Raw genomic sequence first — 15,196 nt, 5'->3', positions numbered from 1 at the left:
TAATCATGAATGCTGAGTTTAAAGAAATAGAAATTAAAAACACTAGAGTAACACAAAAACCTAAATATTTAGTTGATGTAATTTTTTCAAAACAAAAGTATCAAGAAGATAAAAAAGAATTTTATAAACTTTATTTAATAGTTTCTAAGAATTTACGCTATTTTAATCAAGAAAAACTTTCAAGCTATTTAAGTGATTTTGTTTATTCTATTAGTTATAAAAATGAAAATAAACTAGTTAATTTATTTAGTAATACAAAAGAAGCCATTGATTATAAAATTAGTAACACTAATGAAAAACAGCTTATTTTAATAAATTTACCTACTAATTTATTTAATGATAATAAATTAGAATTAATTTTTAATGCTAAATTTAAAGCAAATAATTTAAACGAAGAATTTAGTAATATTATTTTATTAAACAACAAGGCTATTAAAACTAAAAATAGTTATTTAAACAATCTAGTTACTTATTATAAAAACTTTGAACAAAATAAAACTAATATTTTATATAATCTTTTAACTTATGAATTAAATTACAAACCACTAGAATTTACAATCAATCAAAAATATCAAAAAATTATGGATTTTGATCATAATTTCAAAGTTAGTTTACATAAAGATTTTGATAGAAATTGAGAAATAAACTATTTAATTAATAACTTTTTAAATCTAAAAGCTAATAATTTTATTCAAATAAATAAATTACAAATTAATGATTATTTAAAAACTAATAAATTTTATAAAGATTTACCTAAAGGTCAAATAAAAGATGATGGTATTTATTTTAATAATAATTCAATAATTAAAGATAAAACTGTTATAAATAATTCTAATGAAAAAGGTTTTATTTTTAATGGATTAGTTGAAAATACATTTTATTATGATTTGAAGATTTTTAATGATCTGTTAAATTTTCAAACTAAGGTTAATAGTATTAAATTTATAGATTGTAATGATTGTAAATTTATAAATCCAATAATTTCTAAATATCTTTTATCAAAAGAGTTTTTTCAATCATTAGAAATTAATCCTAATTTAGAAAGTGATTTAAATAAATATGAAGTGAAGTAAAAATATTAAACTTTTTATTATGTTTGTTTTAATAGCTTCTTGTATTTTATCAACAATAGCTTCGATTTATTTTTCAAATATTTTTTCATTAGATAAAAATAATTTATTAAAACAATCTATAAAAATTAATAAACCTATAATTGATAGTGAAAAATATCTAAATAAATTATTAACATCAGATAATAAATTAAATATTACTCAGTTTAAAACTATCTTTTTAAAAGAGTTAAAAAAACAAAATAAAGATCTTTTAACACTAGATGAACTAATTACCTTTCAACATGACAATACTAGTGTTAGTGTTGCTTATCAAAACTATAAATGGTCATATAAAATTGTATATAATAATAAATAGAAGAAAGCTTAGGTGAAATAATGACTATTTATAATCAAATTATTAAAGAGTTAAAAAGCAAGGGTGCTAAGGGTAATATTACTAAAGATAGCGAATTTAAATCTCTAGGCTTAGATTCTTTAGATTTAATGGATATGGTAGTTACATTAGAAGAAAAATTAAATATTAGAATTAATGATGATCAACTACTAAGTCTACGTACTATTGATGATTTGTTAAAAGTAATAGAGGAATTAAAATAAAATGATTGTTTTATCTAAAACTCAAAAACAAAAATACAATCAAATAGTTCAAAGGTTAAAAGATAAAAAAATCAGATTAACTGATATAAGAAATATTGTAATTAAAATGCTAATTATTTCTGATCATTTAACTATTCAAGAAATTATTAATAATTTAGAATCTGAAATTAATAATATTAATGTAATGAGTGTTTATAATACCATTGATTTACTATTAAAAGAGCATATTGTCTTTGCTAATACTTTTAATGGCAAAGATATTTCTTATGAAATAGCAGCTGATAAGTCTGTTCATTTAAAATGTGATGAATGCTTAAAAGTCATTCATTTAGATGACAAGAATATAAAAAATTATCATTTCTTAGAATTATTAGATTTATGTGAAAAAAATAATATTAAGCTAACCCATTTTAAAATTGAAGGACATGGATATTGTTTAAAGTGTTCAAATAAAGAAATAAATAAGTAGATGAGTTGGCTAATGATATGTATTTGCCTTGAAAAACTCATTAATTGATTTTATAATTATAGGTGAGTTTTATAGGGGCATAGTTCAGTAGGTAGAACATCGGTCTTCAAAACCGAGTGTCACGAGTTCGAGTCTTGTTGCCCCTGCCATTTTGAAAGTAAATCACACCTCGTGTGATTTTTTTATAGGAGAGTAGTTCAATGGTAGAACGTCGGTCTCCAAAACCGAGCGTTGAGGGTTCGATTCCTTTCTCTCCTGCCATAAGAAATAAAAAAAACTGGAAATCCAGTTTTTTTATTCTTCAATTGCAACAAAACCTATAGTCTCAATCCCTGCATGAATAGTGTAAATATTTGGCACATATCCGTGAATAAATTTTACTTTTCCATCATTAAGAATTTGTTTAATAATTTCAACAGTTTTGCTTGAGGTTAGTGGAGTTGATAAAAAGTATAGTTTATATTTATTCTTTTTAAACTTTTTAGAAAGATTTTTTATTAATTTTTCAATAAGACCATTATAAGTTCTTCCAATGGCCTCTTTTTTAGGTTCTTTTGCTCAAACAATTAGTAATTTAGTTTTTAAAAGATTTAAAACAGTTGTAATAACTCCTTTAGCTCTGCCACCACTTGATAGTTTTTTTAGATCTCCTGGAATTATAGCTATTAGAACTTTTTCTTTAAAGTTGTCTATAAATTTAATAGCTTGTTCTACAGTTTTAACTTTATTACTTTTAATAGCTTTTGCAAGACTTAAGGCAGTATAAGCAATAGCTTGAGCAGCTAAATCATTGTTTTGATAAACTGTTACTTTATCTTTGTATTTTTCATCTTGACTAACTAAAGTAGCTGTTTGTAACATAGAAGATAAGTTATTAGTAATTGGAATATGAATAATATGATCATATTTTTCTAATAATTCATCATATTTTTGTTCTAATTCTCCAGGACTTGCCTGGCTAGTTTTTATGTTAATTCCTTCTGAAACTTTTTCTAAAATTTTTTCTTGGATTACAGTACTATTGATGTCTAAGTACTCATCATTGTTTGGAAAAACTATATGAAGTGGAATTACATCAATAATTGTATCTTTAAATTCAATGGGATCATAAATAGCAGCACTATCAACTAATATACCAAATTTCATAATTGTCACCTCTATTTTTTTCAAGCTACTAATGCAATAGTATCAATTCCAGTATGTGATGCTATTACATTTGTTAATTCTGATTCTAGTCTTATTTCTAATTGTTCTTCTTTAATAATATTTTTAATCATTTCTAAAGTTTTTTCATCAGTTCTAGAATATGAAATATCTATGGTTTTTAAACCTTGAACTTGTTCTTTTAATAAGCTTAAAGCTTCTTTTAAAGCTTTTTTAAAAGTTCTAGCTGTTGATTGTTTATCAATGCTTCCATCATATTTTAGAATTGGAGTTATTTTTAAAATTTTAGCTAAAGCTGCTGCGGCTGGAGAAATTCTTCCACCTTGTTTTAAAGTATCTAAGTTTTTTGGAATAATATAAGTTACAAAATCATCTGCTATTTTTTCAATTAATTTTGAAATTTCTTGTGCAGTTTTATTTTCTTTTATTCACATAAATACTTTATTGACAACTTCTTGCATAACAACACTAACTGCATTAGTATCACATACAAAAACTTTATTTTCATATTTTTCTTCAGTTTGTTGAAGCATTTTAAAAGTGTTGTATTGCCCACTCAATCCTTTTGAAATTGGTAAAAAAATGACTTGATCATATTTAGTTAATAGTTCATCTCATATTTTCAACATATCTCCAGGAGTTGTTTGACTAGTTTTTAAAACCTGTGTGTTTAAGAGATTATAAAATTTATCTTTTGATAAATTTTCATCATCATAATATGTTTGATTGTCTTGAGTTACGATCATTAAAGGAATCACGTAAAGGTCTTGATAATCACTAACTTTTCCATCAAAAGATGAATCAGTAAGAACTGCTATTTTTATATTAACCACCCATTTCTATTTCTTTAATTAGATTATATAAATTGATATAATATAATACAATGGTAACAAGGGGGATATTGACTGTGAATAACATAAAATTTGGAATTTTTTATAGTAAACAGTTCAATAGTTTGTTGGTAAGTTTTTATAATAAAAAAGTTACATCAATCCAACAAATAAATAATATAACAATATTGAAAAATAATGATCAAATAATCGGTGCAAATATTTTTAATGTTGATCAAAATTTAGATTTGAAATCAAGATTTTGTTCTGAAGATCCAAAAGTAGTAAATTATGTTATTCAAACTTTAAAAGATATTATTTTAATTAATCAAGAACAACAATTTTTAATAGGAAGAATTATTGATTGTGAACCTATTGAGGGAACTCATCTAAATATTTGTAAAGTAGATATTAAAGATGAAATTTTGCAAATAATTTGTGGTGCAAGTAATGTTAGAAAAAAAATGATTTCTGTTGTAGCAACTTTAAATAGTTGATTACCAAATGGAACTCAAATCATTCAAAGTAAAATTAGAGGTGTTGACTCATTTGGAATGTTGTGTAGTTATAAGGAATTAAATATTGAAAATGAACAACAAGGAATTATTGATTTAGGTAGTGAATATAATAATAAAATTGGTGAAAGTTTCTGAAAGGAATATTATGCAAAATAAAATCAAGTTTAAATTTGATCCTAGAATAAAAGATGGTTATTTTATAGCTGATTACTTTAAAAAGACTGTAGAAATTCTAAAAAAATTTAAACCTGATCAAAAAGTTACGATGCAATTTTTTCAAAGAAATGATAACGTAGTTTTATGTGGAGTTAATGAAGTTATAGATCTTTTAAAATTTGCTTCTCCTAATTTTGATGATTTAGAGATATATGCATTAAATGATGGAGATATAATTAATAGTAAAGAACCAGTTTTAAAAATAACTGGAAGATATCAAGATTTTGGTTGATTAGAAGGAATGATTGATGGGATTTTGTCAAGAAATACTTCTATAGCTACTAATTCAAAACAAATTATCGATGCTGCTAATAATAAAAATGTTTTAAATATGTTAGATAGAGCAGATAATTATTTAACACTAGCAAGTGATGGTTATGCTTCTTATATTGGTGGATTTAGATTATTTGTAACTCAAGCTAGTTTAGAATATATTGATGATAAAACTGTTCCAATTCCATCAGGTACAATGCCTCATGCATTGATTCAAGCTTTTAATGGAGATACTTTAAAAGCAGCTGATGCATTTTATAAAACATATTCAAATAATAATTTAGTTGTTTTAATAGATTATGATAATGATTGTGTAAATATGGCAACTAAAATTGCAAAACATTTTAAAGATAAATTGTTTGCAGTTAGATTAGATACTTCTGAAAATTTAGTAGATAAATTTTTTATTAAAAATAAAGAATATGAAAATAAAACTAATTTAAATGGAGTAAGTGAACAATTAGTTAGAGAAGTAAGAAAAGCTTTAGATAATGCTGAATGTAATCATACAAAAATTATTGTTTCATCAGGTTTTTCAGCAAAAAAAATTAAAGAATTTGAAAACAACAAAGTTCCAGTAGATATTTATGGAGTTGGATCTGCTTTAGCCAAAATAAATATTCACTTTACAGGTGATGCTGTTTTAATCAACAATAAAAAACAAGCAAAATTTGGAAGAGAAAATATTAAAAATCTTAGATTAAAAAAAGTTAAATAGGAAGTTTTATGAAAAATAGTATATTAGAAGAATTGAAATGAAGAGGGTTAATTAAACAAATTACAAATGAATCTAAAATTTTAGATGCTCAAAATAATAATGATGCAGTTTATTGTGGGTTTGATCCAACAGCAGATTCACTACATGTTGGTCATTTAATGATGATTATTACTTTAAAAAGATTTGCTTTACAAGGCTTTAAACCAATTGCTTTAATTGGTGGAGCTACAGGAATGATTGGTGATCCATCATTTAAAGCCAATGAAAGAGCTTTACAAACAAAACAACAAGTAGATCATAATATTAATAAAATTAGTGCTCAATTAAAAGAAATTATTCCAACAGTTAGTTTTGTAAATAATCGAGATTGACTAGAAAATATTAGTTTAATTGACTTTTTAAGAGGTATAGGAAAACATTTTAATCTAAGTTATTTATTAGCAAAAGAATCAATTGCTACAAGAGTTCAAACGGGCTTATCTGTAACTGAGTTTTGTTATACTATGTTACAAGCATTTGATTTTTATTATTTATATAAAAATAATAATTGTAGTATACAAATTGGTGGATCTGATCAATGAGGAAATATTACTAGTGGTATTGATTTTATTTCTGATACTGTTAATAAAAACAATAAGGCAGCAGGAGTAACTATTAATTTATTAACCAAATCTGATGGTCAAAAATTTGGAAAAACTGAATCTGGAGCTGTTTGATTAGATAAATCTAAAACTAGTGAATATGAATTTTATCAATTCTGAATTAATCAAACTGATGAAGATTCTATTAATCTATTAAAATGTTTAACATTTTTAACTAAAGATCAAATTGAACAATTAATTAAACAACATAATCAACAACCTTCTAAACGTCTTTTACAAAAAACTTTAGCTAGTGAAATGACAAAGTTTGTTCACCAACAACAAGGATTAGATAAAGCTTTAAAATTAACAGAAGCTTTTTTTAGTGGTAATTTATTTTCACTAACTGATGATCTATTTAAAATGGCTTTAAATTCTTTACCAAATACTCAAATCAATAAAACTACTAAAGTAATTGATGCTTTAATTGAAGTAAAAGCTGCTAGTTCAAAAAGAGAAGCTAGAGAATTTTTAACTAATAAAGCGATTATGATTAATAATCAAATAATAGAAGATGAAAACACTTTAATAAGTAGTTTTGATTTAATCCAAAATAAATATTTATTAGTTAAAAAAGGTAAGAAAAAATATTTTGTTATTTTAATAAAGTAAAAATCTAAGTTGTTTAAAACTTAGATTTTTTTGTTTATATTTTCAAAAATACTATTAATTTATTGTTTTATTATTATAGTTTTATAATTTGTTAAATAGTTTATTTTTGATATTTTTTAAACTTATATCTCAACTTATAACTAGTATTATTTTAAAACTATAAAAAACTCACTAAAATTAATATAAGGAGCAACTATGAACTATATATCTTTATTAACTATTAAAAATCAATATGATTTTTTAGAATCTTTAATTACTATTGATCAATATATAGAATTTATTAAAAAAAATAAACTTAGTTATGCTTTTTATAGTGAAACTCATACTATGTATGGTGTTGCTGAGTTTTTTAAAAAAACTACTGATAATAACATAAAGCCAATAATTGGTTTAACAATTGAATTTGAAGATTCTACTAAATTTATAATTTATGCTAAAAACAAAAAAGGTTATCAAATTCTTAATTTTGTTTCTAGTTTTTTAAATGATGGATTTAATCATTATGATTATGAAATTAAAGAATATATTTTAGAACTAGTTAATAATAATGTAGTTGTTATTGGTTTAATTAGTGATTTAGATTTTAAAACACATTTAATTAATAAGTTAAATAATGATTTTTATGATGTTAAAGAATTAAATCTATATTTTAATCAAATAAGTTATTTAGATATAAATGATCAAAAAACTTTTAATATTTTAAATGCTATTAAGACTAATAAAACAATAAAACAAATTCAAAATATTAATAATTATTTTTATCCAGATAATGATTATTTATCAAAAAATTATTCAATAGAAAATATTAAAAAAGTTATTAATGAAATTAATTTAAAAGTTGATTTTAATTTATTTGATAGTAATAAAAAACATTTAGTTAAATATAAAAATATAAATAATTTATCTTCATTTGAATATTTATGCCAAATTTGTTTATTGTCATTAAAAAAATATCAACAAAAAATTAAGCCTAATTTAGATTTAAAACTATATATTAATAGGTTAAATTATGAATTAGAAGTTATTAAGCAAATGGGGTTTAGTGATTATTTTTTAATAGTTAGTGATTATGTGAATTTTGCAAAGAAAAACGATATTTTAGTAGGTCCTGGTAGAGGAAGTGCTGCTGGTAGTTTAATTAGTTATTTATTAAGAATTACAGATATTGATCCATTAGAATATGATTTATTATTTGAAAGATTTTTAAATCCAGATAGATCAAATTTGCCTGATATTGATTTAGATTTTCAAGATAATAGAAGAGAAGAAGTTTTAGAATATTTATTTGAAAAATATGGTAAAAATCATGTTGGTATGATTACAACCTATCAAACTATTGGTTATAAAATGGCTTGAAGAGATTTGTGTAGAGTTTTTAATATTGATTTATTAATTGTTAATAAAATTTCTAAAGCTTTAGATCAATATACAAATTCTGATTTTTTAGAGTTTATTAAAGAAAATAAATTATTAAATGATTATTTTCAAAACAATGTATTTAAAGAAATTTTTATAACAATGCATAAAATTGTAGGTTTACCACGTCAAACTTCAACACACGCAGCTGGAATTGTTTTAACTGATTGTGATTTAAGAGAACTTGTTCCTATTAAAATTGGTTTTAATGGAATTAATCAAATTCAATTTGATATGAATTATTTAGATGATTTAGGTTTAATTAAAATGGATATTTTAGGGTTAAGAAATTTAACTACTATTCAAGAAATAAAACATTTAATATATTTAAATCAAAATCTAAAAATTAGCTTAAACAAAATTCCATTAAATGATAAAAAAGCTTTTGAGCTTTTAAAAAATAAACAAACTTCAGGAATTTTTCAACTTGAATCAAAAGGAATGACTGATCTAATTTCAAAAATGCAAGTTGATAGTATTGAACAAATTTCAATAGCTTCAGCTTTATATCGTCCAGGTCCTCAAGAAATGATTCCAACTTATTTAGGAAATAAAAAAACTAATAAGTTTAAAATTATTGATCAAAGTGTTTTTGAGATTTTAAAACCAACTTATGGAATTATTATTTATCAAGAACAAGTAATGCAAATGCTTAATAAAGTAGCTAATTTTTCTTATGCAAAAGCTGATATTATAAGAAGAGCTATGAGTAAAAAAAATAATAAAGTAATGCAATCAATGAAATTAGAATTTATTAATAGTGCTGTTAAGAATAATTTTTCTTATAATAAAGCTAATTTAATTTGAAATTGAATTGAAAAATTTTCAAATTATGGATTTAATAAATCACATTCTATTTCTTATTCTTATATAAGTTATTGATTAGCTTATTTTAAAGCTCATTTTACAACTGAATTTTATACTAGTTTATTAGATCAAAATATTGGTAATGAAATTAAAACTCAACAATATATTAAAGAGTTGTATGATTATAAGATTAAAGTTAATAAATCAAGTGTGATTAATGCTAATTTTAATTATCAAATTATAAACAAACAAATTTATATGCCATTAACTTGTATTAAATCAATTGGTTATGAAGTAGTTAAAAAGATAAATTTAGCTAAAAGCGAAAATGAAAATATGTATTTAGATATTCATAATTTTATACTAGCTATAGTTAAACAAAAAATTAATATTAATGTATTGCAAACTTTAATAAAAGCCGGAGCTTTAGATATTTTTAATTATAATAAAAAGACAATGATAGAAAATTTAGATTTATTAATTAGTCAAGCTAATGCTTATAAACAAGTTAATAATATTTTAGATGATGAAAAAATTAATTTAATTATTTATGATGAATATGAAGATGAGATTTTAGCAAGTTTTGAAAAAGAATTATATGGTTTTTTTATTGAACAAAATCCTATTTTAAAACTTAAAACTAGTAATTTTGATTTAAATCTTATTGATATTTCTAAACTTGAATATAATAAAGTACAAGTAATTTTAGGTTATATTTTAAAAATTAAAGAAATTAAAGATAAAAATAATAATAAAATGGCGTTTGTAACAATTTTTGATAACACTAGTGAACTTGAACTAACAATTTTTAGTAGTGATTATAAAGATATTTATCAAGATTTAGTTATTAATAAAGCTTATGTTTTTAAAGTATTAAAAACTAAAACAAATAATAAAACTTCAATAAAGTTTGTTAGTTTAATTAAAGCTATTTAGGAGGTTATATGAAAACTAAGATTTTAGTAGTAGATGGTAATTCTTTGATTTTTAGAGCTTTTTATGCAACTGCTTATTCACCAAATACTAGTTTGTTAAAAACAAAAAGTGGTGTTTTAACAAATGCGGTTTATTCTTTTATTAATATGTTATTATCTGTAATTCATCAAAGAGGACCTTATGATCATATTTTAATAGCATTTGATAAAGGTAAAAAAACTTTTAGACACGATTTATTAAGTGATTATAAAGCTAATAGAATTAAAACTCCTAATGAATTAGTTGAACAATTTAGTATTGTTAGAGAATTTTTAACAAAAGCAAATATTCAATGATTTGAACAAGAAAACATTGAAGCTGATGATATTGTTGGATCAATTTGTAAATATGCTGAAAAACAATTTGATGATTTACAAGCTGAAATTTTAAGTAGTGATAAAGATATGTATCAACTAATTACAAATAAAGTAATTTGTTTAAACCCAGTTCAAGGAGTTAATGAACTTGAAGAAATTGATACTAATAAGTTATTTGAAAAATGACAAATCTTACCAAATCAGGTTCCAGATTATAAAGCAATAGTTGGTGATTCTTCAGATAATTTAAAAGGAGTTAATGGAATTGGTCAAAAAGGAGCTATTAAATTAATTCAACAATATGAAAGTTTAGAAAATATTTATAATAATTTAGAACAATTAAAAGGTGCAATTAAAACTAAATTAGAACAAGACAAACAAATGGCTTTTTTATGTAAAGATTTAGCAATAATCAAAACTGATGTAGTTTTAGAAAATTTTTCTTTTAATAAATTAGATTTTAATGTTAATAATATTTATGAATTTTTAAACAAATATGAAATGTATTCTTTAAAAAAACGTTTTTCAAATATTTTAAATCTTGATTTTAATTCTTATCAAAATAATGAAAAAAATTTAGATATTAAAATAATTAGTTCATGATCAAAAGATTATGAAGATTCTATAAATTATTTGTATGTTGAATCATTAGAAGAAGATTATCATAAAGATAAAATAATTGGAATTGGCATTTCAAATAATAAAGGAAATTTTTATTTAGATTTTAAAAATAAAGTTCAGCAATTATCTTTTTTTGAAGATACAACATTAAGTTCAACTGACAATTTGTTTGAAGAGTTTTTAAATAATAAAAACTTAAAGAAATATACTTATGATATTAAAAAAACTACTTATTTATTAAAAAATCATCAGTATAATGTCTTACCAAGTAATTTTGACTTTGATTTTATGGTTGCTTGTTATTCATTAAATGCTAATGTTGTTTCTGATTTGTCTAACCAAATTAAATTAGTTAATCAACAAGAAGAAATTGAAACAAATGAAATTATTTTTGGAAAAGGAGTTAAAAAAAATCCAGATATTGATATAGATATTAAGTCTAAATATATTAGTAAAAAAGCTTATTTATTAAAAAAATATTCTGATAAATTAATTGAACAATTAAAACAAACTAATACTTATGATTTATATTTGAAAATTGATTATCCTTTAATTGAGGTTTTATATGATATTGAAGTTCAAGGAATTTTAATAGATAAAGAACAGTTGAAATTACAAACTGAACAAATATTAAAAAAAATTAATCATATTGAATGGCAAATGAAAATTATGGTTGCTGAAGAAATTGATAACAATTTTAATTTTTCTTCACCAAAACAAATTCAAGAATTATTATTTGATAAATTAAAGCTGCCTAATTTAGAAAAAGGTACTACCAGTAAAGAAGTTTTAGAAAAATTAATAACTTTTCATCCAATAATTAATTTATTATTAGAACATAGAAAATATACTAAGTTATATACAACTTATTTAAAAGGTTTTGAAAAATTTATTTTTGATGATAATAAAGTTCATACTATTTTTAATCATACTTTAACAAATACTGGTAGATTAAGTTCTTCTTATCCAAATATTCAAAATATTTCTATTAGAGATAATGAACAAAAAGAAGTTAGAAAAATTTTTATTACAAATAATAATAAGACATTTTTAAGTTATGATTATTCTCAAATTGAACTAAGAGTTTTAGCACAAATGTCTAAAGAGTCAAATCTAATTAAGGCATTTAATCAAAATGCTGATATTCACTTACAAGCTGCTAAACTAATTTTTAATATTAGTGATAATCAAATTACAAGTGAACAAAGAAGAATAGCTAAAGTTTTTAATTTTGGAATTTTATATGGTTTAACTGATTTTGGTTTAGCAAATGATTTAAATATGAATGTTAATCAAGCAAAACAAATGATTAAAGATTATTATTCTGCTTTTCCAAGCTTATTAGATTTTAAAGAAAAACAAGTAGAAATTGCAACAAATCAAGGCTATATTACAACTTTATCAAATAGAAGAAGATATATTAGTGAATTAAATTCAACAAATCATAATATTAGACAATTTGGAAAAAGAATAGCAGTAAATACACCAATTCAAGGAACTGCCTCAGATATTTTAAAAGTAGCAATGATAAGCATTTATAAAAAAATTAAAGAGCAAAATTTAGATGCTAAAATTGTTTGTCAAATTCATGATGAAATTATTTTAGAAGTTGATAATAATCAATTAGAACAAACTAAAAAAATTGTTATTAATGAATTACAAAATGCTTTAGAAAAATTATTTTTAGATTTAAACATAAAAGATCAAGTAGTTGTTAAATTAAAAGTTGGAGAATCAGTTGGTAAAACTTGATTTGATCTAAAATAGAAAGGTTAATATGCCAGAACTACCAGAAGTTGTTACAGTTACAAACACAATAAAACCAAGTTTAATAAATAGAACAATTATAAAATCAGAAATTTTTTCTAATAAAATAGTTTCTTCAATTAGTGTTGAACAATTTATCAATCTAACTAAAGAGCAAAAAATATTAGATATTTATAATTTAGCTAAATATATAGTTTTTGAACTAAAAGAATATGTAATTATTTCTCATTTAAGAATGACTGGAAAATGAGTAATTGAAGATCCTGAGCAATATGCTTATAAGAAATCTTGATTAAAAGCTGAATTTTTATTAGATAATAATTTAGTAGCAAGATTTTATGATATGCGTGGATTTGGTACTTTAAATCTTTACAATAAGTCAACTTTTTTAAAAGATTCACATCTTGATAAACTAGGACCAATTCCTTTAAATAATCAAACTAGTGTTGATTATTTATTTAATAAATTGCAAAAATCTAATAAAGCTATTAAAACAGTTTTACTAGATCAACATGTTATTAGTGGATTAGGAAATATTTATGTTAATGAGGTGTTGTTTTTATCAAAAATCAACCCTTTAACTAATGCTAATTTAATAACAAAAGATCAAACTAAAGAAATTATTAAAAATTGTGAAAATGTTTTAAGCCAAGCGATTTTGTTAAAAGGCACTACAATTAGTGATTTTGAATCATTACCAGGAGTAACTGGAAGTTATCAGAATAAACTTTTTGTACATTTAAATAATAAAAATTGTAAATTGTGTAATACTAAAATTTCTAAAATAAAAGTTAATGGAAGAGGAACTTATTATTGTTCTAATTGTCAAAAATAATTGTGGATAAGTGGATAAGATATACATAACTACTATTTAAAACTACTATTTAGAACTTCTAATAAGCAATTAATTACCAATTAAAAATAATTGCTTTTTTCTTTTAAAAAAAATATAAACTTAGGTATTATAACTATTAGAAGAGAGGTTAGAGCTATGTTAAGTAGGAATTTTTCTTATTCTGTAAGCTTAAATTTTGAACTATCTCAAGAACAGTACAAATCATTAACTTGTTTATATCAACCTCTTATTAGCGCTCAAGCTATAAGCTTATATTTGACTTTGATTCAAGAAGTAAAAATTAGTAATATATTAAAAGAAGAAGCATTAGAATCTAAAAGATTATTAAATATTACTAATTTTTCTTTTAAAGAATTATCAAAATCACTTAATTTATTAAATGCTTTTAAATTAATTAAAGTTTATGTTAAAAAAAGTGATTATAGCTTAATTAAATTTGAAATTTTAGAGCCTTTAAAAAGTAATGAGTTTTTTAATCACAAATATTTAAATAACCTTTTATTAAACAAATTAGAAGCAAATGATTATGAAATTACAAGATTTATGCTAATTAGTGAACCTCAAATTAATACTAATCAATACCAAGAAATAATAGTTGATTTAACTGATGTTTATGATGAAAGTTTAATTTGTAATTTTAATTGTTTTGATTTTGAAATTAAAAAAGCATCTAATTATTTTGAAAAACTAAATGAGTTTTTAAATTTAGATTATTTAATAACTAGTTTAAAAAATAAAAATATTAGTTTAGATTTTGTAGATCAAAATACATTTAAAAGTTTGTATGAACTTTTAACTATTAAAAAATTAACTGAAGAACAAATTATTAATTTAATTATTAATTCTTATAATTCTTATAATAAAAACATTGATCTTAATTTATTTAAAAACCTATTAATTGATTTAACAACAAAAAAAGATACTAATAATACTAATTTAAAGTTAATTGAATTAATTAATAAAACAAATTGATTTGAATATAGTAAACAAAAATATGATATTGATTTAAGCAAATACACTACTGTTTTTGAAAATATAAAAAACAATTATTGCTTATCTAATGGAATTATTAATTGCTTAATTGATTTTAGTTATAAAAAAAACAATGGGCAAATTATAGTTAAATATATTGCTAAAATTGCAAAAACTTTATTTGATAAAAACATTAACACTACTTTAAAAGTAATGCAGTTTTTAAAAAATATTCAAAATAAAACTACAACTAATTATGAAACAATTTTTAACTCTGATGATTTTAATTTACAAGCTGAACCTATTTTTGAGTTTACTGAAGAAGAATTAAAATGTTTGGTATAGAAAGTATTT

13 protein-coding genes and 2 tRNA genes are annotated in these 15,196 nt (G+C 21.7%); 13 read left to right on the top strand and 2 right to left on the bottom strand.

The features are described from left to right. Window positions 1–5 precede the first annotated feature (5 nt). The 6 genes from MSB_RS04935 to MSB_RS03225 all read left to right on the top strand — a co-directional run bounded on the left by MSB_RS04935 (window position 6) and on the right by MSB_RS03225 (window position 2,400). A complete protein-coding gene (locus tag MSB_RS04935; protein WP_013447936.1) occupies window positions 6–1,073 on the top strand; it encodes a hypothetical protein in 1,068 nt (355 codons plus the stop codon). Continuing rightward, entirely contained in the window at window positions 1,060–1,428 is a 369-nt protein-coding gene (locus tag MSB_RS03245; protein ID WP_013447935.1) for a hypothetical protein, read from the top strand. Before MSB_RS04935 ends, MSB_RS03245 begins: the two co-directional genes overlap by 14 nt. Before the next feature lie 20 nt (window positions 1,429–1,448). Further along, window positions 1,449–1,670: an acyl carrier protein gene (locus MSB_RS03240; RefSeq protein WP_013447934.1), complete on the top strand. Its 222-nt coding sequence runs from the start codon at window positions 1,449–1,451 to the stop codon at window positions 1,668–1,670. A gap of 1 nt (window position 1,671) precedes the next feature. Then, window positions 1,672–2,139 (top strand): Fur family transcriptional regulator, encoded by a 468-nt coding sequence (locus MSB_RS03235; protein WP_013447933.1) that lies wholly within the window; start codon window positions 1,672–1,674, stop codon window positions 2,137–2,139. A gap of 73 nt (window positions 2,140–2,212) precedes the next feature. Beyond that, a tRNA-Trp gene (locus tag MSB_RS03230) sits at window positions 2,213–2,288 on the top strand. Between the two features lie 37 nt (window positions 2,289–2,325). Next, window positions 2,326–2,400, top strand: a tRNA-Trp gene (locus MSB_RS03225). A gap of 33 nt (window positions 2,401–2,433) precedes the next feature. On the opposite strand, the gene MSB_RS03220 is transcribed toward MSB_RS03225, so the two are convergent. Together MSB_RS03220 and MSB_RS03215 are read right to left on the bottom strand one after the other, a co-directional pair. Beyond that, entirely contained in the window at window positions 2,434–3,285 is an 852-nt protein-coding gene (locus MSB_RS03220) for a DegV family protein (protein WP_014584489.1), read from the bottom strand. An 11-nt stretch (window positions 3,286–3,296) separates the two neighbouring features. Continuing rightward, window positions 3,297–4,136: a DegV family protein gene (locus MSB_RS03215; RefSeq protein ID WP_013447931.1), complete on the bottom strand. Its 840-nt coding sequence runs from the start codon at window positions 4,134–4,136 to the stop codon at window positions 3,297–3,299. Window positions 4,137–4,210: 74 nt separating this feature from the next. Here MSB_RS03215 and ytpR point away from each other — a divergent pair, with 74 nt between their 5' ends. From ytpR to MSB_RS03180, 7 genes are all read left to right on the top strand, one after another. Continuing rightward, the gene (ytpR, locus tag MSB_RS03210) at window positions 4,211–4,807 is read left to right on the top strand and encodes a YtpR family tRNA-binding protein (RefSeq protein WP_041362258.1); all 597 of its coding nucleotides are present in this window, start codon (window positions 4,211–4,213) and stop codon (window positions 4,805–4,807) included. Next, entirely contained in the window at window positions 4,797–5,858 is a 1,062-nt protein-coding gene (locus MSB_RS03205) for a nicotinate phosphoribosyltransferase (RefSeq protein ID WP_013447929.1), read from the top strand. Before ytpR ends, MSB_RS03205 begins: the two co-directional genes overlap by 11 nt. Before the next feature lie 8 nt (window positions 5,859–5,866). Beyond that, on the top strand, window positions 5,867–7,111 hold the full coding sequence (tyrS, locus tag MSB_RS03200; protein WP_013447928.1) for a tyrosine--tRNA ligase: 1,245 nt from the start codon (window positions 5,867–5,869) through the stop codon (window positions 7,109–7,111). A 195-nt stretch (window positions 7,112–7,306) separates the two neighbouring features. Further along, window positions 7,307–10,270: a DNA polymerase III subunit alpha gene (gene dnaE / locus MSB_RS03195; protein WP_013447927.1), complete on the top strand. Its 2,964-nt coding sequence runs from the start codon at window positions 7,307–7,309 to the stop codon at window positions 10,268–10,270. An 8-nt stretch (window positions 10,271–10,278) separates the two neighbouring features. After that, on the top strand, window positions 10,279–13,014 hold the full coding sequence (gene polA, locus MSB_RS03190) for a DNA polymerase I (RefSeq protein WP_013447926.1): 2,736 nt from the start codon (window positions 10,279–10,281) through the stop codon (window positions 13,012–13,014). Between the two features lie 10 nt (window positions 13,015–13,024). Continuing rightward, complete coding sequence (mutM, locus tag MSB_RS03185) at window positions 13,025–13,849, top strand: DNA-formamidopyrimidine glycosylase (protein ID WP_013447925.1); 825 nt, start codon at window positions 13,025–13,027, stop codon at window positions 13,847–13,849. A gap of 156 nt (window positions 13,850–14,005) precedes the next feature. Beyond that, the gene (locus MSB_RS03180) at window positions 14,006–15,187 is read left to right on the top strand and encodes a DnaD domain protein (RefSeq protein WP_013447924.1); all 1,182 of its coding nucleotides are present in this window, start codon (window positions 14,006–14,008) and stop codon (window positions 15,185–15,187) included. Window positions 15,188–15,196: the final 9 nt, after the last annotated feature.

It is taken from the genome of Mycoplasma leachii PG50, assembly GCF_000183365.1.
GTDB classification, from domain to species: Bacteria; Bacillota_I; Bacilli_A; order Mycoplasmatales; family Mycoplasmataceae; genus Mycoplasma; species Mycoplasma leachii.
The sequence above is the reverse complement of the archived record's forward strand: the minus strand, read 5'-3'. Positions and strand labels throughout refer to the sequence as shown.